Here is a 20,689-nt window from a genome sequence, read left to right as displayed (position 1 = left end):
GGTTCAATTAATTAGTATTCTCGACTGTTACCGTCTTTGTGATGTATTCTGGTTCATTCTGTTCATTGTCACCGGACCAGAATTTAAATTCATAAGTTCCGGTGGTACTGGGTACAAAATCCATCGGGACTTCATAAACAGTTCCCTGATCGTCCAGGCATTCAGAGTTGTTAAAATAAATTGCTTTTACAGAAACCAATCGGTTAAAATTAGCCACTTCAACATTGAATCCATTAAAGATATAACAATCGCTTGGCCTTCTGTAGCTCACCGCGAAGGTTGCTGTATCTCCAAGTGTTATGCTTTGCGGGGATACAACATACTGGACAGGCAATGTATATTCGTAACTCTTGGTATCTTCATCAGAAAGACTACAAGATGATACACCAAAAACGACACACAAAAAAACCAGAAATAATCTCATGAACTTTCTTTTACCGAGTGCAAGACGCAAGACACTGTAAATGGTTGCGCCGAAATTTACTTCAAATGACATTTTTTCTACAAATATTATTGAATGACCTGTTTAAACGAAAAAACCCGGCAAATACCGGGCTTTCAATTATGCATTTTCTTTGATCTTGGTTTTGATTTTTTCTTCTAGTTCGTCAGATAATTCCGGATTATCCTTTATCATCAGCTTTACTGCGTCGCGACCCTGGCCGAGTTTAGTGTCCATATAACTGAACCACGACCCTGACTTTTTCACGATTTCATATTCAACGGCTAAATCGAGGATTTCACCGGTTTTGGAAACGCCTTCTCCGTACATGATGTCGAATTCGGCGAATTTAAACGGCGGTGCTACTTTGTTCTTTACGACTTTTACTTTAGTGCGGTTGCCGATTACGTTGTCTCCGTCCTTGATTTGTGAGCTTCTGCGGATGTCAAGACGGATTGAAGCATAGAATTTCAATGCATTACCTCCGGTAGTGGTTTCGGGATTTCCAAACATCACCCCGATTTTTTCGCGAAGCTGGTTGATGAAGAACACCGTACAATTCGTCTTGCTGATCGTAGCTGTAAGTTTACGCAACGCCTGTGACATCAATCGGGCATGCAATCCCATTTTGGAATCACCCATTTCACCTTCGATTTCACTTTTTGGCGTAAGGGCCGCAACCGAGTCGATCACGACAATGTCGATAGCTCCCGAACGGATAAGGTTTTCGGCAATTTCAAGTGCCTGTTCACCATTATCCGGTTGTGAAATGATAAGCTCGTCTATGTTGACACCGAGCTTTTCTGCATAGCTCCTGTCGAATGCATGTTCCGCATCGATGAAAGCGGCGATGCCACCCATTTTCTGTGCTTCCGCAATGGCGTGTAAGGTAAGCGTGGTTTTACCCGATGATTCCGGGCCGTAGATTTCAATGATACGTCCTTTTGGATAACCGTTGACGCCAAGAGCCAGATCTACCCCGAGCGAACCCGATGGAATGACTTCGACCTCTTCGACCGCCTGGTCGCCCATTTTCATTACTGTTCCCTTTCCGTAGGTCTTGTCGAGCTTGTCCAAGGTGAGTTGGAGCGCTTTGAGTTTGGCTTCTTTTTCTGAACTCATTTTATAGGCTTTTATAGATTTTTTTAGTTTGGTAAATGTACTTTTTTTTTCCGCTCGGACAACTGTCGGCAACTATGCAAAGGTGATTATCAGAAAAAAACAACCTGATGTTATAATGGGGTGTATTCTTCATTTTGGCGTAAAGGTATCGGGTTGTTTTTCTGATAATTCTACTTCGGCTAAAGTAAAATCCTTTACGTAATGATAATTACAGTTTTTCTGTATCAATTGTTAAATTCACGTTTTAATCAGCCCACTTTTAAATAAACGAAAACCAATGATAATTGTTAACCCCTAATCTTTTTAAATTCCTTAATTTTGGGCATTTTATTTCGGTAAATGGAGAAAATCGTATCCTATCCTGTATCGTTCCTGTATGCTATCTGCTTTTTATTATGCCTGATAGTTTTCCAACCGATACAATGGATTTGTTTTAATCTGTTCGGATATCAGGCACACAAAAAAAGTGTCGATTATCTCAACGGGGCACTCGTTGCGTGTACCTATATATTAGGAACCAGGTATCGGTTCAGGCATCGTGAGCGTATTCCGAAAGGCGTACCGTTGATTATCGCAGCTAACCACCAGAGCCTGTATGACATTATTGCCATCATCTGGTTCTTGCGCGATTTTCATCCCAAATTCGTCAGCAAAAAGGAATTGGGCAAAGGAATTCCAAGTGTTTCCTACAATTTGAGACACGGAGGCTCCGTTCTCATTGACCGAAAAGATCCCAAACAAGCCATACCGGTTATTGGCGGAATGGGAAAATATATTGAAAAGTTCAACAGGTCGGCGGTAATTTTCCCCGAAGGAACACGCAGTAAAAATGGCGTGCCAAAGGATTTTGCCCAAACCGGATTGAAAATATTGTGCAAGTCGGCACCATCGGCCTATGTCGTTCCGCTGACCATAAATAATTCCTGGAAGATGGTCAAATTCGGCGGTTTTCCATTCGGGCTGGGCAACCGGCTGACGTTTACCGTTCACGAACCTATTTCGGTGCAAGGCCATACTTTCGATGAAATCATGGAATATACCGAAGCCGCTGTCAAAAGCGCAATAGTAAATTAAAATACCATACAATGTCTACATACAACGTTCGGCTTGAAGTCATGAAATTCCTGGAAAAGGATGTCGAAAACTACGTCGATAATTACCTTATCCCTGTCGAAAAAATCTGGCAACCGACCGACTTTCTGCCTGATTCCCAAAACGAGAATTTCTACGAGCAAGTACGTGAATTGCGTGAAGTCGCCGCAGATTTGCCATACGATTTCTGGATTACGCTCATTGGTGACATGATTACCGAAGAAGCACTTCCAACGTATGAATCGTGGCTTATGGATGTTGATGGTGTCGGACAGGTGGAACGCAATGGCTGGTCTATGTGGGTACGTCAATGGACTGCAGAAGAAAACCGACATGGTGATTTGCTGAACAAATATCTATATCTGTCTGGCCGCGTCAATATGCGTGAAATCGAAATGACGACGCAACATCTTATCGCCGACGGATTCGACATCGGAACCGACCGTGATCCGTACAAAAACTTCGTTTATACCAGTTTCCAGGAATTGGCTACCTATGTCTCACATAACAGAGTTTCCCAATTGGCCAAGCAACACGGTGCCAAAGGACTTTCCAAGATGTGTAAGATGATTGCAGGTGATGAAATGCGCCACCATAATGCTTATAGCGAATTCGTTACCCGTATCTTCGAGGTCGATCCAAGCGAAATGATGCTGGCGTTCCAACACATGATGAAACTCAAAATCGTCATGCCGGCCCATTTCCTGAGAGAATCGGGTGATAAGATCAGTTCGGCATTCGAACATTTCTCAGATTCTGCCCAGCGCATTGGTGTCTACACTTCTGCCGATTATGTCGAAATTCTGCAAAAGCTCATCGATCGCTGGAAAATCGCCGATATCTCAAACCTAACGGACGAAGCCGAAAAAGCCCGTGATTACCTCATGAAACTTCCGGCGCGTATGGCACGGATTTCAGAAAGATTGGTCATCCCAAAAGAATCACACATTTTCAAATGGGTCAATCCTGCCGGTTTTAATTTGTGATGGATCAGTCACTGATTCAAAACACCGTCCATTTCGTAAAGTCAAAACTCGAAGGAGCCGAAGCCGGTCACGACTGGTTCCATATGGAACGCGTCTGGAAAAATGCGAGACTCATCTGCGAAAGCGAAAATGCCAATCTGGAAATCGTGGAACTCGGAGCCTTGCTTCACGATGTGGCTGATAGTAAGTTCCATGACGGAGACGAAACCGTAGGGCCGAAAGTCGCGCGTGAATTCCTCGAATCCCAGAATGCCAATCCGGAAACCATCAATCATGTCGTTGCCATTATCGAAAACATTTCGTTCAAAGGCGGTAATTTCCAAAAGACATTTTCGTCCAAAGAACTCGATATTGTCCAGGATGCGGACAGATTGGATGCCATTGGCGCCATCGGAATCGCAAGGGCTTTCAATTACGGCGGATTCAAGAATCGGGCGTTGTTTGATCCGGCCATCGAACCGAATCTGTCCATGACCAAAGACGAATATAAAAACTCCAAATCGCCAACGCTCAATCATTTCTACGAAAAACTGCTGCTTCTAAAAGACCGCATGAACACCGAAACCGGAAAACGCGTCGCGGCCCAGCGTCATGAATTCATGCAACAATTCCTCGATCAGTTCCACGCTGAATGGAACGGTGAAAAGTAATTTCCATAAACCGGAAAAGTTAAATATTTGGGATAAAGCAGCTTACTCTTAATTAGCACGTACATTTGCGGCCGCTAACAAATAAGTTGAAAAATGAAGATGAAAAAAATACTGCTGATTCTACTGCTTTTGCCCGTTCTGGCAATCTCTCAAAAAATTTCACTTAAAAAAGACAAGATACTTTCCGGAGATAAGGAAGTCGCCATCATGAAAGAAACCTCGCGCGACAATTATGATTTTTCGGCCCTTGACGGAACCAAGGTTTTCTCGGTCAAATACAACTCGCTGATGCAGGACAAACAAGTCGCCGCCCAATGGCTGACCATCACGAATCCCGATAATTCCAAAAAGAGCGAAATCGAATACGAAGTGCTGATCACTGCTTTCAGTACCTCCAAAATCATCCTCAACCTGCTTTCCCAAAAATACGGCCTCATCGACGCCAATGGAATCAATACTGCCAAGCTCGATGAATTCTTCGAAACGCACAAGGAAGATCTCGACGGAAAATACCGCGGTGGCATTGCCGGAGCTACAGCCGAAGCAGCCGCCAACAAAGCCGATTTCGATGCCAAAGTAGGCCGAATCCGTCCGTTCGTGAAGAATGATGGAACCGTGGTTTTTGGAGGACAAATGGGTAAGGACATCGTCGGAAAAGTCATGGGTATCTCTAATTTCCAGCCACTCGGGCAAAACGCGCCAATCCAGGTTTTCGACCTTGACGGCATCCAGGTTGCCCGGGCCGAACTCAACGACAAATTCGAGAATGATGTCAAAGTGACCTTGTTCAACAACGACACCTTTACCTATCGCGCCAAACGCCGTTACGCCCATGGTGATAACACCTTGTTCCACCAGCAGCTGATCGAGGAATTGGTTTCGAGAGTTATTATGCTCGGACATCAGGCCAAGACCTACGACCGTCAGCTTCAAGCCAAAAAAGTCGCGCTAGCTAAGGAAAGAAGCATCAATGTCTATCAGATCAACGGTTACGCCGTAGATGAAAAAGGCGTCAAATACACCGGAAAGATCACGTGCCAGTTCGAAAAGCTCGATGTCAACCAAACCGGCGACAATCAGGTTGTGGATGCAATTGATAATTATGGCAAGAAAGTCACTGTGAAATACCTGAACGAAAAAGGAAAAGAGCGCAGCACGACATTGACCGCCAATGACAAAACCTATTTCTGTGTCGATGGGAAAGAACAATCCAACGGTTGTTATTACGGCATGAAAGTCAAAGGCGATTCGGCCAAAAAGTTATCAAATGCCATGTCTCTCGGCTTTACGAATGCCTATTTCTACAAGCTGTTGTTCGAGGAAAACGGAAATCAATTGCTCGTCGATCCAATAGAGACAGATAGGTTCGTCATCAAGCTCAAGAATAAAGACGAAGGCCAGATGATTGACCGTCGCAACAATGAAAAACTCTCGGCCGCACTTGCCGAATATCTAAAAGATTGTCCGGAACTGTCAAAGGAAATCGCCGCAGGCAAAATGGATTTGAAGCTGCAGGAAAGCCTGGAAACCATTATCAAGGAATACAACCAGTGCAAGAAATGAGTCTTGAGAAATGTGTAAATAAGCCGGGCAATTCGTCCGGTTTTTTTATGGGAGCCAATCGAGCTTCCACTTCAAGTCCGCGGTTGCAAATCTGGTTTTTATAGTCGCCACACAAGCTTCCGTTGGTCGCTGTGTTTCTCCCTAAAAACCAGGTTTTGCAACCTTGCGGGCTTTCTGTTCAAATCTGGGCTAGGCAGTAGTTTCCAGAAGAAGTTTCCAAATACGTTACATCCGTTCCATCCTGATGCGCGCTTCCCATTTATCCATTACGGCAGGAAAATCACCCAGGTTCTTGCTCAACGGAATGCCATTTTTGACGCTTTCCTCAACGACCCAGTCGGCCATCGCCCGCAACACTTTCTGCAAACTGATTCCGGATTCACTGAGCCTGTACGTCACATGTGGCGGCACAACCGGACGCGCCTCACGTATGATGAGGTTTTCGGCTTCAAGTTGTTTCAAATTTTGGATCAGCATTTTCTCGGTAATTGGCGGAATGCCGCGACGCAGTTCGTTGTACCTCTTTTCGCCCGACATCAGCTGGAAAAGAATAATCGGTTTCCAGTAGCCGCCGATCTTCTCCATTACATACGTCACGGGACATTCTATGATTGCGGCTTTTTTGTTTTCCTGGATTGTCGAGCTTTCTTTGATTTTTGCCATTGTAATACACACTTTAGGGTAAGTACTTGTATAAAAGTAAGTGCAAATATAACTTTGTTCGCGAATTAAAAAACTCTTTCACATGAAAATAATAGTTACAGGCGCTTTGGGCAATATCAGCCTTCCGCTTACCAAGAATTTAGTTGCAAACGGCCACGATGTCATCGTTGTTTCCAGAACACCGGAGCGCAAATCAGAAATAGAAAACCTCGGAGCAAAAGCTGCGATTGGCGAATTGGACAATGCAGATTTCCTTACAGAGACATTCTCCGGAGCTGATTCAGTCTACCTGATGATTCCGCCGGATTACCGCGCCGCCGATATGACAGCTTATATTTCAGAAGCCGGAAAAATCTATGCCGAAGCCGTAAAGAAAAGCGGTGTCAAAAACCTTGTTGTTCTAAGCAGCATGGGCGCACATCTTCCACTCGGAAACGGACCATTGAGTGCGTTGACTTTGGTCGAAAAAACATACAATGACCTTCAGAATGTCAACATCACCTATTTGCGTCCGGGCGGATTCTATGTGAATTACCTGCCGTCGATCGGGCTTATCAAAGCCGCCGGAATCATCGGTGACAATACCTCGCCTGAATCCAGAATGTTGCTCACACATCCGGCTGATATTGCAGATGTGGCGGCCGATGCCTTGCAAAATCCAGTTGCCGGAACAACCTATCGCTTCATCATTTCTCAGGAAACGACAAACAATGAAATCGCGTCGACAATAGGAAATGCCATCGGAAAACCGGAATTGCCTTGGGTACAATTCCCCGCCGCAGATTATAAAGGTGCGTTGATCCAACATGGTTTCTCGGAAAGTGCCGCACAATCCTTTGTCGAAATGGGCGATGCGTTCCGCGAAGGACGTTCGTGGGAAGAAGTCGATGCGCGTCCGCAGGAAATCGTAAGGGGAAAAAGATCTTTTGCCGATTTTGTGAAAGAGGTTTTTGTGCCGGCATACAATGCCTAAAAGATGTAAAATAGAAAAGGCCGGATGTTGTGTCCGGCTTTTTTTATTGGTAATAGATTATTATTTTCCGTTAAAAGAAGGTTTCCGTTTCTCCAAAAATGCCGTCGTTCCTTCCTTGAAATCTTCTGTGGCAAAACAATATCCGAACGCGCGTACTTCGGTCATAAAACCATCTGAATCCTTATTGAAACCGGCATTCACCGTTTCTATCGCTTTTGAAAGTGCCAGCGGTGCATTTTTGGCAATTTTCTGAGCGATTCCAGAAACGGTTTCGAGCAATTGTTCCTGAGGCACGACCTGGTTGACCAAACCCCATTGCAAAGCTTCATCGGCAGTAAGCATGGTCGCGGAGAGAATCATTTCCATCGCTTTTCCTTTTCCGACCAATTGAGGTAAACGCTGTGTTCCGCCATAACCCGGAATCAGTCCGAGTGTAACTTCCGGCAAACCCATTTTGGAATTGTCCGATGCAATCCTGAAGTGGCACGCCATAGCCAGTTCCAATCCGCCACCAAGCGCAAATCCGTTAACGGCTGCTATCACAGGTTTTCTCAGGTTCTCGATGAGGTTGAAAAGAATGTCGTGTCCGGTTGCGGCAAGTGCCGTTCCCTGTTCTTCGTCGAAATCGGCAAACTCCGAAATATCGGCTCCGGCCACGAAAGATTTGGTTCCGCTTCCGGTTAAAATGATGACGCGTGTAGTATCGTCATTTTCAAGTTGGGTAAAGGCTTCACTGAGTTCTTTGATGGTCGCTTTGTTCAGTGCGTTGAGTTTGTCAGGACGATTTATGGTTACTGTTGTAAGTCCGTTTTGGTCTTCTATCAGGATGTTTTCAAATGCCATTTTAAGTAGTGCTTATTGGAAGTGTAACAATGAATTCGGTGCCTTTTCCGGCCTCGGTCTCAAAGGTAATCGTTCCGTTATAATTTTCTATGATGTTTTTGATGATGCCAAGTCCAAGGCCCATTCCGCTGGATTTGGTCGTGAATTTCGGCTCAAAAATATGAGACACGTTTTCCGGCAATATACCGTTTCCATTGTCTTTTACCGAAATCTTGATCCATTGTTCATTGCGGTCCAACCGAACCACGACCAATTTATAATCCTGGTCTTCCGGAATGGCCTGGGTCGCGTTTTTGACCAGGTTCGTAATGATCCGGATCAACTGGGTACGGTCGAATTGGGTTGTGATTTCTTTTTCCTTGCAGATGAAAACCACAAATGCTTCATTGAAAATATCGAGTGCCAGTTCCACCACTTCGACTACGTTCAGCGACTCATTCTGCTGGGCCGGCATCGATGCGAAGTTCGAAAATGCCGATGCCACTGCGCTCATCGTATCAATCTGTTGGATAAGCGTTTGGGAATAATCGTTGAGTTTTTGTTTTAAGTCCGGATCGTTCGGATCAAATTTTCGCTGGAAACTCTGGACGGTCAAACGCATAGGCGTAAGCGGATTCTTGATTTCATGTGCCACCTGTTTCGCCATTTCACGCCAGGCTTCCTCACGTTCACTTTGGGCGAGTTTGATGGCGCTTTTTTCGAGTTCGCCCACCATTCCGTTGTATGCTTTGATCAGGGAATCGATTTCTTTACTGTTGGCTTTGAGGTAGATTTTTTTATTTTTTTGGAGGAAACTCGTTTCGTTGATACGATCAGAAATGGTCTTGAGCGATTGGGTGATATAGGTCGATAAGAAATAGGCAAGCCCGAACGCAATGACAATCGTAAAGCCGTAAACCTGGGACAATCGGATCAAAAAGTTCCGGAGTTCCTTGTCGTAAAATCCGTCGTCTTCCACATAAGGCAAATTCAAAATCCCGAGCGGCTTGAACTTGTCGTCTTTAATTTGACTATAAGCTGAGCGATTCTTGAATCCGTCCACCGTCTTGATATCGACGTACCGTTTTTCAATCGAGGAATTCACCAATTTCAAGACATAGGGCGGAACCGGTGGCGCGACACTATCGATCGAAAATGACGATTTGGACGAGATGAGCAGTTTTCCATCCAACCCGTACATATTGATTTCAAGGTTATGGATGTCTGACAATTCGTGGATTCTGTCTTTAAAAATGAGCGGCAGGTTTCGCGTTGTCAGCGGATACGTCGTGGTAGAAAGCACATAATTGATATGTTCCTTGATGGCATTTTCCTTGTTCTCCAATCGGTCCTGATGGTATTCCTTGGCCTCATTGCGGAATTGGATAATGGAAATTGAAGCCAGTAAAACAGATGCGAGTACGATCAACACAATCATCGACAGGAAAATCCGTGTCCGCAGCGAAAGCAACGATATGTTGAACCAGGAAGCCATTTAACTATTGTTCTTTTCTCTGATCCTTTTGTAGAACCGGAATCCGAGCATGATCAGCACCGAAAACAAGATAATTCCGACAACCCCAAAAATCCAGTTTACGGCATTTTTCATCACCGCTAAAAATACGACCGCGAATAAGATTATCGTAGCGCCTTCGTTCCACAACCGCATGAAATTCGAGGTGTGTTTTATTTCGTTCCGCTGTAATTGGTTGAAGATCTGGTGGCATTTCAAATGATAGGCGTACAGCAAAACTACGAAGCACAATTTGACATGCATCCAGGATTGGTTCAGCCATTCGGGAGCCAAATACAAGAGTGAGAAGGCGAATAAACTAGCAAGGATTGCAGAGGGCCAGGTGATGATATACCATAATCGATACGCCATCAAATTATACTGCTTCTGCAAAATTTTTTTTTCAGGCGATGGTTTTTCAGATGCCTCGATTTGGTAGACGAACAATCTGACAATATAAAAAAGCCCCGCGAACCAAGTGATCACGAAGATTAAATGAAGCGATTTCAGGTACGGATAGCTATCCATTTTGTTGGGAAAGTTTATGTCGGACATCAAGCCACAGGAACGAACCGGTGACGCAAACGGCCAGGGTATCAGCAATAGGGAACGAAACCCAAACCCCAAAAATACCAAATTTATCGGGTAGGATCAGAATTAGCGGAATCAGGAAAAAACCTTGTTTGGTCAGCGTCAGCAATAAAGATTTCAATGCGTTGCCTTTTGCCTGGAAATAGGCCGATCCGATAAGTTGGACCGCAATCACCGGAGACGCTGCAAAAACCCAACGCAAGGCATTCGGTGTCTCTTTCAAAACGTCAGCATCTTTGATGAAAACAGAAACGATGTGCTCTGCAAAAATCAATATCAGCCCGTAAATCACAATAGCGAATCCGCAAGCGTAAAGCAGCGAAAGTTTGATGACCTTTTGAACCCGGTCGTATTTCTTCGCCCCGAAATTATATCCGGCAATCGGCTGGAAACCTTCCGTAATTCCGTTGACCGGGAACAGCGCGAACATTAACATTTTGCTCACGATTCCGTAAACCGTGACCGAAGTTTCGCCACCGTGATCGTACAAAACATGATTGAGCAAAACCGATAGGACTGAAATCACACTTTGTCTGGCCAACGTCGTTCCGCTTAAAGCCGATATTTCTCCAGCGAGTTTAAAATCGGGAACAAAATGCTTGAATGACAACCGGATTTCACTTTTTGTGATGAAGAACCAAACCACATATAAAAAGCCCATGGCAAAAGAAATCGCCGTTGCCATTGCAGCTCCAAAAACGCCCCAATCGAGCACTTTGATGAAAATAACATCGAAAACCAGGTTCATGACAGATGGAACAATCAACGCGATCATAGCCAGACGGGCTTTGTCTTCGGCCCGCATCACGCTACTTGCCATAGCCGCAATTGCCTGTAAAGGACCTGCAATAAGTATTGGAAAATAAAAGGCTTTCGCCGATTCAAGTATTGAACCTTGTGCCCCGAAAAGTTTCAGCATGCCATCGGAAAAAACCAATCCGATGATGACGATCAGGCTCGAAAGCAAAAAGGTAAGCAGCAATTGATGCGCGACGGTCTTTTCTGCTTTTTCGCGGTTTCCCGAACCCAACGCACGTGACAAAACCGAGCTTCCGCCAACGCCAATCGCCAATCCCAATGAAGCGATAAAAAAGGAAACCGGAGTTACGACCGTCAAAGCCGCAATCGCGTTTCCTCCGACCCAACGACCGACGAGAATCGTATCGACGAGCAAGTTGACGGTCAAAAAAAGAATGCCAATCGAAGCCGGAACAGCTTGTTTGAGCAGCAACGTTCTAATGTCACCGGTTCCGAAGGCTTCGGTCGATTCTGCCATTTATGCGAGGACTTTATCTGTGGCGACCCATTGAGAAATCCAGTTGGAAGCCGTTTCGACCCAATCGTCATTGTCGTTTAGACATGGAATAGCGAGAAAATTTTCACCTCCGTGGGATTTGAAATCTTCGTTGGCACGCATCCCGATTTCTTCGAGTGTTTCCAAGCAATCGGCGACAAAAGCAGGCGTTACGACAGCGAGATTTTTGATTCCCTGATTGGGCATTTTGTTGATTTCGATATCGGTATATGGTTCCAGCCATTTGTCTCCGGCCAAACGCGATTGGAATGTCAGGCTATATTTTTCTTTGGCGATTCCGAGTTTTTCCACGACCAACCGCGTGGTTTCATAACATTGGTGGCGATAGCAGAATTGGTGCGCAGGTGAAGCAGTGACGCAACATTGTCCGTCAATCTTACAATGCGATTTGGTGATGTCGGTCTTGCGGATGTGCCTTTCGGGAATGCCGTGGTAGGAGAAAAGCAAGTGATCGTATTGGAAATCTTTTAAATGTTCAGCGATCAAATCCGATAGATTCTTTATATAATCTGGCCGATTGTAAAAGGCAGGAACTTCCGATATTTTCATCTGTGGAAATTGCTTCGCGCGGATTTCTTCTGCCAATACTTCAATGGTTTTGGTCGACGCCATAGCATATTGAGGATACAATGGAAACAGTAAGACTTCATCGACACCTTGTTCCGATAATTCCTTCAATCCGGATTCGATCGACGGTTTTCCATAACGCATCGCAAGTGCTACCGGAACATCAGATTTTGCCTTGACTTTGTTGTAGAATTTTTTCGAGATTACAATCAAGGGCGAACCGTCCTCCGTCCATATTTTGCTGTAAGCGTGTGCCGATTCTTCAGGTCTTTTTCTCAAAATAATCCCGCGGACAAGAAGCGCACGAAGCAAATACGGCACATCGATCACGTATTTGTCCATGAGAAATTCATCGAGATAGGGTTTTACATCTTTGGGTGTCGGGGAATTTGGGGAACCGAGGTTTACTAAAAGAACGCCTTTCATTATAAAGTATATGGAATTATGCCGATACATTGATCGACATCAGATATTTTTTTGGTGTAGTGCCGAATTTTTTGCGGAAAGCCGATATAAAATGACTCGCCGTCGAATACCCGATTTTGAGTCCGGCTTCATTGACGTTGTGCGTGCCTTCTTCCAAAAGTTTGCGTGCCACTTCCATTTTGTAATCGAACAGAAAGCTGTAGACCGAATCACCGTAAATCTGCTTGAAACCCACTTTGAGTTTTTTCAGATTAAGGCCGACCTGATCGGCGAGTTCCTGTAATCCGGGCGGTTCGGCCATGTTTGCGATGACAATGTCTTTGGCCTTTCGGATTTTGAGGACGTTTTCCTCATCGACGAGAAACGGACATTGTTCGGCGTCCGGATCTTCGGTTCTGTTGAAATACAGGCTCAACAATTCGTAACCTTTTCCTTTGTAATACAGGTTTTTGATCGACGGATGCAAATTGAAATGAAACAACTGGTTCAGCGTGATGGCCATCGACGGGGAAATATCGGCTTCGTTATAATATTTCCTGTCCTTGTTTTCAGCCGATAGAAATGGAATCACATCCGCTTCCGAAGAAAATAACGCATGGAATTTCTTAATGGAAATGATGACGGAGATTACCCATGAATTCGGTGAAATTTCAAGGTTCAGCGGTAATTCCTTTGTCGGATTATACAGCAATAATGACTTTTCCTCCCGAAGATCTAGTGCATACGTTCCCTGATTGAAAATGAACTTCGCACGTCCTTTGAGCCCGAAATGGAACTGGATCAACCCTTGATGGATTTGACGTTCTGCCCGAAACATTTCCGGTGAATCGTTCTGGAAACGAAGCAGATAAAAATCATCTTCAATTTTAATGACTTCCTGAGAACCCATAGCGATATTTTTTTAGTGATAGCTGATGTAAAACAGCATTGTTTTTATTTAGAACAATTCTACATAAGAATGATGTCAATGCCCGTCAGCACTGCAAAAGTATAAAGAAATACCGATGCACGTACCATTTGGCATCCAAATCTCCCTTAGCGACATAAATAGTCCTTTGAGCGTTACTTTTAATTGAATCACTGAAATATTTTTGTGCCGTATTTTACCAAACGCATGCAACAACATTCCATATCGAAGCATCTGCATTTCTATGCCGTTGGACTCAGCTATAAAAAAGCCGATGCCGATATACGCGGAAAATTCAGCCTCGATTCCACAACCAAATCGAAATTACTCGATCAGGCTAAGGAAGATGGCATTTCCGCCCTCATCGCAACTTCTACCTGCAACCGCACGGAACTGTACGGTTTTGCCGAACATCCGTACCAACTCATCAAATTATTGTGCGACAACAGCCAGGGTTCGATTGACGAATTCCAGCGTGTGGCTTATATCCATAAGAACAACGATGCGGTCAATCATATTTTCCGTGTCGGAACCGGTTTGGATTCCCAGATTCTGGGCGATTTCGAAATCATCAGCCAAATCAAGACCGGCTTTTCGGAATCGCGAGCCAAAGGATTGACTAATGCACATTTGGAACGACTGACCAATGCCGTGATCCAGGCGAGCAAACGCATCAAGAATGAAACGGAGATTTCTTCGGGGGCGACTTCTGTTTCGTTTGCATCTGTCCAATACATGTTGCGTAATGTGGATGATATCAGCAATAAGAACATACTGCTTTTCGGAACCGGAAAAATCGGTCGGAACACGTGTGAGAATCTGGTCAAACACACCAAGAACAACCACATCACGCTCATCAACCGGACAAAAGACAAGGCGGAGCAACTGGCCGGAAAATTCCATTTGACCGTAAAGGATTATTCGGAACTGCATCTGGAACTGCAAAAAGCAGATATTCTCGTTGTGGCAACTGGCGCACAGAATCCGACGATCGATAAAGCGGTCCTGAATCTGAAGAAACCCTTGTTGATCCTCGATTTATCTGTTCCGAAAAACGTGGCAGACGATGTGACAGAACTTGAAGGCGTGACGCTCATCCATATGGATCATCTGTCACAAATTACAGACGACACACTTGAAAACCGCAAAAAACATATTCCGGCGGCCGAAGCGATCATTGCCGAAATCCAGGACGAATTCACCACCTGGACGCATGCTCGCAAATTTGCCCCGACGATAAACGCACTAAAGGAAAAGCTCAACGAGATCAAAAACTCCGAGCTCGATTTCCAAAGCAAAAAGATTTCCGACTTCAACGAAGCCCAGGCCGAAATCATCTCGAACCGCATCATCCAGAAAATCACGACCCATTTTGCGAATCATCTTAAAGATCACAACACATCTGTCGATGAAAGCATTGAATGGATCGAGAAGGTTTTTCGGATTGAAAATTCGGTGAAATGAACAAGGTCATCCGAATCGGCACACGCGACAGCCAACTCGCCTTATGGCAGGCGCACACCGTAGAAAAAAAACTCAACGACTTAGGTTTTGAAACCGAGATTGTCGCCGTAAAATCTACTGGCGACGTCATCCTCGACAAACCGTTATACGAATTCGGCATCACCGGAATTTTCACCAAAACCCTTGATGTGGCCATGATTTCGGGCCAGGTCGATATCGCGGTTCATTCGATGAAAGATGTTCCGACGGCCTTGCCAAAAGGAATCGTCCAGGCGGCGGTTTTGGAAAGAGCGTCGGAAAAAGATATTCTGGTTTATAAAGGTGACGCTGATTTTTACCAAAAAAATGCTACGATTGCTTCTGGAAGTTTACGTCGTCAGGCGCAATGGCTGCATCGGTATCCGAAACACAATGTCGTCGATCTTCGGGGAAACGTAAATACACGTTTGCAGAAGTTGGCCGATAGCGATTGGAACGGTGCCATTTTCGCGAAAGCAGGTTTGGAACGTTTGGATCTGATACCTCAAAATCACATTGATTTAGACTGGATGTTACCCGCTCCGGCTCAGGGCGCGATGGTTGTGGTTGCGATGGAAAATGACGATTTCTGTAGAGCAGCCGTTGGAAAACTGAACCATTTCGATTCTGAAATCTGCACCAAAATAGAACGTGACTTTCTGCGGACCTTGGAAGGCGGATGTACGGCTCCGATTGGCGCATCGGCACAAATCTTCAACAATGAAATCAGGTTCGAAGGCGCATTATTGATGATTGACGGGAGTGAGAAAATTGCATTTGAAAAGACGATTTCCTCAGACAGATATAAAGATTTCGGAAGCGATTGTGCTAAAGAAGTTTTACAGAATGGAGGCGATTTCCTCATGAAACTCATCCGCTCACAGCTAAAAAAATGAGTCGATCGACCCGCATCTTATCGACTAAAAAACTAAAGCCGAACCAAAAGCAGTTTTTGCTCAATGCCGGTTTTTCTATAGTCGAAGCCGATTTTATCCGGACAACCCAGTTGCCGTTTCAGCTGGAAGGCGTGAACGAAAACCTGATTTTCACGAGCCAGAACGCGGTAAAAGCAGTTTCCGAGCATCCCGAAGTCCAGGAAATCAGGCGCAATCCGGTTTTCTGTGTCGGTGAAAAAACGGCTGATTTACTTGATGAGGTTGGATTTACAGTGATTGAATCTGCCGGGAATGCATCGGAACTGGCTGAAATCATCGTCAGGAATTACGCTTCTGAATCGTTCACGTTCTTTTCCGGAAATATCCGCCGCAACGAACTGCCGGAAGCACTTCAATCGGCCGACATCGAAATGAACGAGATCGAAGTCTATGAAACAGAGCTGACACCAGTAAAAATTCAATCTAAAATTGACGGGATTTTGTTTTTCAGCCCAAGTGCCGTCAAAAGTTTTTCAATGGATAATGAATTGTCTGCCGATGCTTACTTCTGTATCGGACAAACAACAGCCGATTATCTGGTGAAAACTTTAGGTTCGAATCCTTCTGCGATTACGAACATTATTATTGCCAATCAGCAAACCATAGAAAGCACAATTGCCAAAGCTATAAATCATTTCAACCAAAAAATATAACTTCGAGACTTAGCGCCTTTGTGCCTTCGTGTCCAAAACAAAAGCAATGATCAAAAACGACCTTTTCCTCCGCGCCCTCAACAACGAACCCGTTTCACGTCCGCCAGTCTGGATGATGCGCCAAGCCGGAAGATACTTGCCGGAATTCCGCGCCATTCGTGACAAATACGACTTCTTTACCCGCTGCAGGACTCCGGAACTGGCCGCAGAGATAACGGTGCAACCTATTCGTATCGTCCAGCCGGATGCCGCGATTTTGTTCTCCGATATTCTCGTCGTGCCCCAAGCAATGGGAATCACGGTGGAAATGAAGGAAAACCAAGGTCCGTGGTTGCCGAATCCGATTCGTTCCGCGCAAGATGTGGAGAAAGTGTTTGTGCCAGATGTCAATGAAACCTTGGGTTATGTGTACGATGCGATAAAGCTGACCAAACAAATGCTCAACGATGAGGTTCCGTTGATTGGATTCGCCGGTTCTCCGTGGACGATTTTCTGTTATTGCGTCGAAGGCAAAGGCTCCAAAAGTTTCGACACCGCCAAAGGTTTCTGCTTTTCTCAACCCGAAGCCGCTCATGCCTTATTGCAAAAAATCACCGATACGACCATCGAATACCTCAAAGGAAAAGTCGCCGCCGGAGTAAACGCCGTCCAGATTTTCGATTCCTGGGGCGGCATGTTGTCACCGGTCGATTACCAGGAGTTTTCATGGCAATACATCAACCAGATCGTAGAGGCGTTGTCACCTATGACCAAAGTGATTGTGTTTGGAAAAGGCTGCTGGTTCGCACTTAATGAAATGGGCAAATCGAAAGCGTCGGCTCTTGGTGTGGATTGGACGTGTTCGGCGAGAAATGCCCGTTATCTGTCAGGTGGAAAAATCACGCTTCAGGGCAATTTCGATCCGTCGCGCTTGTTGTCGCCCATTCCGACCATCAAGAAAATGGTGCACCAAATGATCGATGAATTCGGGAAAGACAATTACATCGTGAACCTCGGGCATGGCATTTTGCCGAATATTCCGGTAGATCATGCGAAGGCGTTTATTGATGCGGTGAAGGAATGGAATTAATAAGTAACAATTAATAATTAATAATTGGGCGTTGCCTGAAGGCCCGCGCTGTCCACTGTATCTTTTGCGCTTAAGAACGCTGCAAAAGGATGCCGTTGCCATCACTAACGCGTACATGTAAAAAGAAACATTCAATGCCTCTAACAGCCGGCCGTCGAGACGAACAAAACGAACGCATCAACAACATCCTGTTGCGGTTGATCGGGCTTGGTTTTGTGCCTGAGAAATCTGAGTTGATTGATGCGGAACTTTCAGGAATTGAGTTATCAGTAGAAAAACTGGAACGACTTTCTGCATCGGAACTCATAGAAGTATTGCAAAACCAGCAATTCGACTGGACCAATTTCGAATCGTTTGCTGACTGGCTTGCATCGGCACACAAACAAAAGGCGCTTGCCATTTATACTTTCATCCAACAGGAAAGCGGTACTTTTTCCTTCGGCATCATGAACAAAATAGCGGCGCTGAAACCATGAAAGAAGTCCATGAGCATTGGCAAACCGACAGGCTGCATCAAATTGAGCCCGAAGAATTCTTTGACCTGATCCAACGCAACAGGAAACATATCCAAAAGACATTTCCCGGAACGTTGGAACGTTCCAAAACGCTTGAAGACACGATTGCGTTTTTATACGAAAATGTGCATAAGGAAGAATCAGGTGACGGATACTATTTCTATCTGCGTGACACGAAAAGTCAAATGCTGATAGGTTATGTGCTGATTAAAAACGTCGTCAGGAATATCGGAAAATGTGAAATTGCTTATTTCGTAGATAGGGAATTCGAAGGAAAAGGAATCATTACCAAAGCTGTTTCCAATTTGCTCGAATTCTGTTTTGGTGAACTGTCGATGAATAAAGTAACTATATGTACATCACCTGAAAACGCTGCCAGTCAACGCATCGCAACCAAACACGGCTTTAAAAACGAAGGCATGTTGCGTCAGGAATTCAAAAACGGCGACGGTAATTTAGAAGATATTTTCTACTTCGGCCTGCTCAAATCGAACTATGATGAAAGATAAATTTTTCGCTTACATACAGAATCTGCAGGATAAAATCACTTCAAAACTTGAGGAAACCGATGGTGCTGTAAAATTCCGACAAGACATTTGGGAACGACCTGAAGGCGGAGGCGGAAGAACACGTGTGCTGGAAAACGGAGCTGTGTTTGAAAAAGCAGGCGTCAATATTTCCGGCGTCCACGGAAAGCTTCCGGAATCGATGCAACAGTTATTCAAGGTTGAAGAAGCCGATTTTTTTGCGTGCGGCATCAGTCTGGTCATCCATCCGAAAAATCCGATGGTTCCGACCGTCCATGCGAACTGGCGGTATTTCGAGATGTATGATTCCAATGGAACAATCATAGATCAATGGTTCGGCGGCGGACAGGATTTGACACCGTATTATCTGTTTGAGGAAGATGCCACGCACTTTCACCGGATATGCAAAACGGTTTGTGACCAGCACGATCCGGAGTTCTATCGCAAGTTTAAAAAACAATGTGACGGCTATTTCTGGAATACGCACCGCAACGAAGCACGCGGTATAGGCGGATTGTTTTTCGATTATTGCAAAGCCGAAAATGGAAAGACCATGCAGCAATGGTTTGATTTTGTAACGGCAGTCGGCAACAGTTTTTTAGATGCGTATGTACCGATTGTCGAAAGAAGAAAAGATTTGCCGTATCTTGAACCGAATCGCAACTGGCAGGAAATCAGGCGCGGACGTTACGTGGAATTCAACCTCGTCCACGACAAAGGCACGTTGTTCGGACTAAAGACAAACGGGCGCATCGAAAGTATCCTGATGAGCTTGCCGCCTCATGTGCAATGGGTTTATGACCATCATCCGGAGTCCGGAAGCGAAGAAGAAAAATTGATACAAGTGCTTGCCAATCCTCAGGACTGGGTTTAGATAATCAGGAAAATGGCCAGGAAATATGCATATTTGCTTTCGATTCTGCCGGGCTTTGTGAACGCTCAGGAAGATTCGACGACTGTAAAGTATTTTGAGACCTACGACCAAAAGGTATCGCTTGAATTATTCCTGCTTAGAAAAGAGAACACATTCACGCTCGATTATCGCGACGAAGACATTCAGCTTGAAATGCGCCCGAATTCGCGAACGACACTGAATTTAGGAGCAAGTTATGATGTGATAGCCTTTAGTTTTGGTTATGCGCCTAACTTTCTCGAAGAAAATAAAGCCGTCAAGGATCCATCCAAAATGTATTCGTTCGAACTGAAACTGTTTCCCAAAAGACTCATGCAGCATTTCGAATTTTACTATCAGAAAGGAATGACGCTTGAAGTTATGGACACGCATGCCAGTACGTACGTAGGCGGAATGAAGACGCTCAAAATAGGCGGAAGTACTTCGTACCGGTTCAACCCAAATTACTCGTTCAAGGCCATGGCCATGCAGAACGAGCGCCAGATCAAAAGCGCCGGGACTTTCGCGCCAGGTATTTCCTATTATTACACCGAGCTCGACGGAAACGGGGACGCGGACATAGACGGGAAATTCTATTTTGTAGATATCGCCTTTTTCCCCGCCTATTATTACAATTGGGTCATCGCCAGACACGTACAGGTCATGGGCGGCATAGCAACCGGTGCCGGATTGACCTTTTCCCATGATGAAGGAACAAGCACGACCGCGCTGCTGGTTCAGGGGCAACTGCTGCTGGGATTGGGTTACAATTCAGATTCCTGGTTTGGCGGGTTGAATGCACGCGTCCAGGTATCAAGCCATAATTCGGGCGAAGGCGTAGATGTTGGCGATGCTTTGGGATATTTCACCTTGTTCGGCGGATATCGTTTCGATGCACCTGAATTTCTCAAAAGCCGCATGCAAAAGGCAAAGGAACTGCTTCAAAAAAAAGAAGACCCCGGTAAGAATAAAAAATAATAATTA

At 45.0% G+C, this 20,689-nt stretch carries 22 protein-coding genes; 13 read left to right on the top strand and 9 right to left on the bottom strand.

The genetic code is table 11. From position 1 onward, the window contains the following. Positions 1-7: 7 nt before the first annotated feature. Entirely contained in the window at positions 8-496 is a 489-nt protein-coding gene (locus G6047_RS09890) for a hypothetical protein (RefSeq protein ID WP_169527448.1), read from the bottom strand. Between the two features lie 66 nt (positions 497-562). Beyond that, the gene (recA, locus tag G6047_RS09885) at positions 563-1,564 is read right to left on the bottom strand and encodes a recombinase RecA (protein WP_169527447.1); all 1,002 of its coding nucleotides are present in this window, start codon (positions 1,562-1,564) and stop codon (positions 563-565) included. Between the two features lie 339 nt (positions 1,565-1,903). On the opposite strand from recA, the gene G6047_RS09880 reads away from it, so the two are divergent. The 4 genes from G6047_RS09880 (at position 1,904) to G6047_RS09865 (ending at position 5,855) form a co-directional block, all read left to right on the top strand. After that, the gene (locus tag G6047_RS09880; protein WP_169527446.1) at positions 1,904-2,638 is read left to right on the top strand and encodes a lysophospholipid acyltransferase family protein; all 735 of its coding nucleotides are present in this window, start codon (positions 1,904-1,906) and stop codon (positions 2,636-2,638) included. 11 nt (positions 2,639-2,649) lie between these two features. Continuing rightward, positions 2,650-3,642 (top strand): acyl-ACP desaturase, encoded by a 993-nt coding sequence (locus tag G6047_RS09875; RefSeq protein ID WP_169527445.1) that lies wholly within the window; start codon positions 2,650-2,652, stop codon positions 3,640-3,642. Continuing rightward, positions 3,642-4,292 (top strand): HD domain-containing protein, encoded by a 651-nt coding sequence (locus tag G6047_RS09870; protein ID WP_169527444.1) that lies wholly within the window; start codon positions 3,642-3,644, stop codon positions 4,290-4,292. Before G6047_RS09875 ends, G6047_RS09870 begins: the two co-directional genes overlap by 1 nt. 99 nt (positions 4,293-4,391) lie before the next feature. Next, positions 4,392-5,855 (top strand): hypothetical protein, encoded by a 1,464-nt coding sequence (locus tag G6047_RS09865; protein WP_169527443.1) that lies wholly within the window; start codon positions 4,392-4,394, stop codon positions 5,853-5,855. A 225-nt stretch (positions 5,856-6,080) separates the two neighbouring features. On the opposite strand, the gene G6047_RS09860 is transcribed toward G6047_RS09865, so the two are convergent. Next, positions 6,081-6,518: a winged helix-turn-helix transcriptional regulator gene (locus tag G6047_RS09860; protein WP_169527442.1), complete on the bottom strand. Its 438-nt coding sequence runs from the start codon at positions 6,516-6,518 to the stop codon at positions 6,081-6,083. Between the two features lie 82 nt (positions 6,519-6,600). Here G6047_RS09860 and G6047_RS09855 point away from each other — a divergent pair, with 82 nt between their 5' ends. Next, positions 6,601-7,491: an NAD(P)H-binding protein gene (locus G6047_RS09855; protein ID WP_169527441.1), complete on the top strand. Its 891-nt coding sequence runs from the start codon at positions 6,601-6,603 to the stop codon at positions 7,489-7,491. Positions 7,492-7,551: 60 nt separating this feature from the next. Here G6047_RS09855 and G6047_RS09850 read toward each other — a convergent pair whose 3' ends face one another. From G6047_RS09850 to G6047_RS09825, 6 genes are read right to left on the bottom strand one after another with little or no spacing between them, the layout of a single operon-like run. Continuing rightward, positions 7,552-8,334, bottom strand: coding sequence for an enoyl-CoA hydratase/isomerase family protein (locus G6047_RS09850; RefSeq protein ID WP_169527440.1), 783 nt, complete (start codon positions 8,332-8,334; stop codon positions 7,552-7,554). Position 8,335: 1 nt separating this feature from the next. Beyond that, on the bottom strand, positions 8,336-9,751 hold the full coding sequence (locus tag G6047_RS09845; protein WP_169527568.1) for an ATP-binding protein: 1,416 nt from the start codon (positions 9,749-9,751) through the stop codon (positions 8,336-8,338). 57 nt (positions 9,752-9,808) lie between these two features. After that, the gene (locus G6047_RS09840; protein WP_169527439.1) at positions 9,809-10,354 is read right to left on the bottom strand and encodes a CopD family protein; all 546 of its coding nucleotides are present in this window, start codon (positions 10,352-10,354) and stop codon (positions 9,809-9,811) included. Beyond that, positions 10,347-11,693 carry an MATE family efflux transporter gene (locus tag G6047_RS09835; RefSeq protein ID WP_169527438.1) on the bottom strand — a complete coding sequence of 449 codons (1,347 nt, stop codon included), beginning with the start codon at positions 11,691-11,693 and terminating at the stop codon, positions 10,347-10,349. Before G6047_RS09835 ends, G6047_RS09840 begins: the two co-directional genes overlap by 8 nt. Further along, entirely contained in the window at positions 11,694-12,725 is a 1,032-nt protein-coding gene (gene hemH, locus G6047_RS09830; protein WP_169527437.1) for a ferrochelatase, read from the bottom strand. Between the two features lie 16 nt (positions 12,726-12,741). Further along, complete coding sequence (locus G6047_RS09825; protein WP_169527436.1) at positions 12,742-13,614, bottom strand: AraC family transcriptional regulator; 873 nt, start codon at positions 13,612-13,614, stop codon at positions 12,742-12,744. A gap of 225 nt (positions 13,615-13,839) precedes the next feature. Here G6047_RS09825 and hemA point away from each other — a divergent pair, with 225 nt between their 5' ends. From hemA to G6047_RS09785, 8 genes are all read left to right on the top strand, one after another. Further along, the gene (hemA, locus tag G6047_RS09820; RefSeq protein WP_169527567.1) at positions 13,840-15,096 is read left to right on the top strand and encodes a glutamyl-tRNA reductase; all 1,257 of its coding nucleotides are present in this window, start codon (positions 13,840-13,842) and stop codon (positions 15,094-15,096) included. Then, on the top strand, positions 15,093-16,010 hold the full coding sequence (hemC, locus tag G6047_RS09815) for a hydroxymethylbilane synthase (protein ID WP_169527435.1): 918 nt from the start codon (positions 15,093-15,095) through the stop codon (positions 16,008-16,010). Before hemA ends, hemC begins: the two co-directional genes overlap by 4 nt. Continuing rightward, positions 16,007-16,702, top strand: a complete 696-nt coding sequence (locus G6047_RS09810) for a uroporphyrinogen-III synthase (protein WP_169527434.1) — start codon at positions 16,007-16,009, stop codon at positions 16,700-16,702. Before hemC ends, G6047_RS09810 begins: the two co-directional genes overlap by 4 nt. A gap of 46 nt (positions 16,703-16,748) precedes the next feature. Next, positions 16,749-17,771 carry a uroporphyrinogen decarboxylase gene (gene hemE / locus G6047_RS09805; RefSeq protein ID WP_169527433.1) on the top strand — a complete coding sequence of 341 codons (1,023 nt, stop codon included), beginning with the start codon at positions 16,749-16,751 and terminating at the stop codon, positions 17,769-17,771. Between the two features lie 134 nt (positions 17,772-17,905). Then, on the top strand, positions 17,906-18,247 hold the full coding sequence (locus G6047_RS09800) for a hypothetical protein (protein WP_169527432.1): 342 nt from the start codon (positions 17,906-17,908) through the stop codon (positions 18,245-18,247). Further along, entirely contained in the window at positions 18,244-18,795 is a 552-nt protein-coding gene (locus tag G6047_RS09795) for a GNAT family N-acetyltransferase (RefSeq protein WP_169527431.1), read from the top strand. The genes G6047_RS09800 and G6047_RS09795 overlap by 4 nt, the downstream gene beginning before the upstream one ends. Then, positions 18,785-19,687, top strand: coding sequence for an oxygen-dependent coproporphyrinogen oxidase (hemF, locus tag G6047_RS09790; RefSeq protein WP_169527566.1), 903 nt, complete (start codon positions 18,785-18,787; stop codon positions 19,685-19,687). The genes G6047_RS09795 and hemF overlap by 11 nt, the downstream gene beginning before the upstream one ends. A gap of 12 nt (positions 19,688-19,699) precedes the next feature. Beyond that, on the top strand, positions 19,700-20,683 hold the full coding sequence (locus tag G6047_RS09785; protein WP_169527430.1) for a DUF4421 family protein: 984 nt from the start codon (positions 19,700-19,702) through the stop codon (positions 20,681-20,683). Positions 20,684-20,689: the final 6 nt, after the last annotated feature.

It is taken from the genome of Flavobacterium silvaticum (assembly GCF_012911565.1).
Taxonomy (GTDB): domain Bacteria; phylum Bacteroidota; class Bacteroidia; order Flavobacteriales; family Flavobacteriaceae; genus Flavobacterium; species Flavobacterium silvaticum.
This window is presented reverse-complemented; position numbering and strand designations above follow the sequence as displayed.

Excerpts from the sequence above, each read along its gene's own strand:
- G6047_RS09840 (WP_169527439.1), bottom strand. The coding sequence starts at position 10,354 with ATGGATAGCTATCCGTACCTGAAATCGCTTCATTTAATCTTCGTGATC.
- G6047_RS09855 (WP_169527441.1), top strand. The coding sequence starts at position 6,601 with ATGAAAATAATAGTTACAGGCGCTTTGGGCAATATCAGCCTTCCGCTT.
- G6047_RS09800 (WP_169527432.1), top strand. The coding sequence starts at position 17,906 with ATGCCTCTAACAGCCGGCCGTCGAGACGAACAAAACGAACGCATCAAC.
- G6047_RS09795 (WP_169527431.1), top strand. The coding sequence starts at position 18,244 with ATGAAAGAAGTCCATGAGCATTGGCAAACCGACAGGCTGCATCAAATT.
- G6047_RS09785 (WP_169527430.1), top strand. The coding sequence starts at position 19,700 with ATGGCCAGGAAATATGCATATTTGCTTTCGATTCTGCCGGGCTTTGTG.
- hemF (WP_169527566.1), top strand. The coding sequence starts at position 18,785 with ATGAAAGATAAATTTTTCGCTTACATACAGAATCTGCAGGATAAAATC.
- G6047_RS09860 (WP_169527442.1), bottom strand. The coding sequence starts at position 6,518 with ATGGCAAAAATCAAAGAAAGCTCGACAATCCAGGAAAACAAAAAAGCC.
- hemH (WP_169527437.1), bottom strand. The coding sequence starts at position 12,725 with ATGAAAGGCGTTCTTTTAGTAAACCTCGGTTCCCCAAATTCCCCGACA.
- G6047_RS09810 (WP_169527434.1), top strand. The coding sequence starts at position 16,007 with ATGAGTCGATCGACCCGCATCTTATCGACTAAAAAACTAAAGCCGAAC.
- G6047_RS09825 (WP_169527436.1), bottom strand. The coding sequence starts at position 13,614 with ATGGGTTCTCAGGAAGTCATTAAAATTGAAGATGATTTTTATCTGCTT.
- G6047_RS09835 (WP_169527438.1), bottom strand. The coding sequence starts at position 11,693 with ATGGCAGAATCGACCGAAGCCTTCGGAACCGGTGACATTAGAACGTTG.
- G6047_RS09845 (WP_169527568.1), bottom strand. The coding sequence starts at position 9,751 with ATGATTGTGTTGATCGTACTCGCATCTGTTTTACTGGCTTCAATTTCC.
- G6047_RS09880 (WP_169527446.1), top strand. The coding sequence starts at position 1,904 with ATGGAGAAAATCGTATCCTATCCTGTATCGTTCCTGTATGCTATCTGC.
- hemE (WP_169527433.1), top strand. The coding sequence starts at position 16,749 with ATGATCAAAAACGACCTTTTCCTCCGCGCCCTCAACAACGAACCCGTT.
- G6047_RS09865 (WP_169527443.1), top strand. The coding sequence starts at position 4,392 with ATGAAAAAAATACTGCTGATTCTACTGCTTTTGCCCGTTCTGGCAATC.
- G6047_RS09890 (WP_169527448.1), bottom strand. The coding sequence starts at position 496 with ATGTCATTTGAAGTAAATTTCGGCGCAACCATTTACAGTGTCTTGCGT.
- G6047_RS09870 (WP_169527444.1), top strand. The coding sequence starts at position 3,642 with ATGGATCAGTCACTGATTCAAAACACCGTCCATTTCGTAAAGTCAAAA.
- G6047_RS09875 (WP_169527445.1), top strand. The coding sequence starts at position 2,650 with ATGTCTACATACAACGTTCGGCTTGAAGTCATGAAATTCCTGGAAAAG.
- recA (WP_169527447.1), bottom strand. The coding sequence starts at position 1,564 with ATGAGTTCAGAAAAAGAAGCCAAACTCAAAGCGCTCCAACTCACCTTG.
- G6047_RS09850 (WP_169527440.1), bottom strand. The coding sequence starts at position 8,334 with ATGGCATTTGAAAACATCCTGATAGAAGACCAAAACGGACTTACAACA.
- hemA (WP_169527567.1), top strand. The coding sequence starts at position 13,840 with ATGCAACAACATTCCATATCGAAGCATCTGCATTTCTATGCCGTTGGA.
- hemC (WP_169527435.1), top strand. The coding sequence starts at position 15,093 with ATGAACAAGGTCATCCGAATCGGCACACGCGACAGCCAACTCGCCTTA.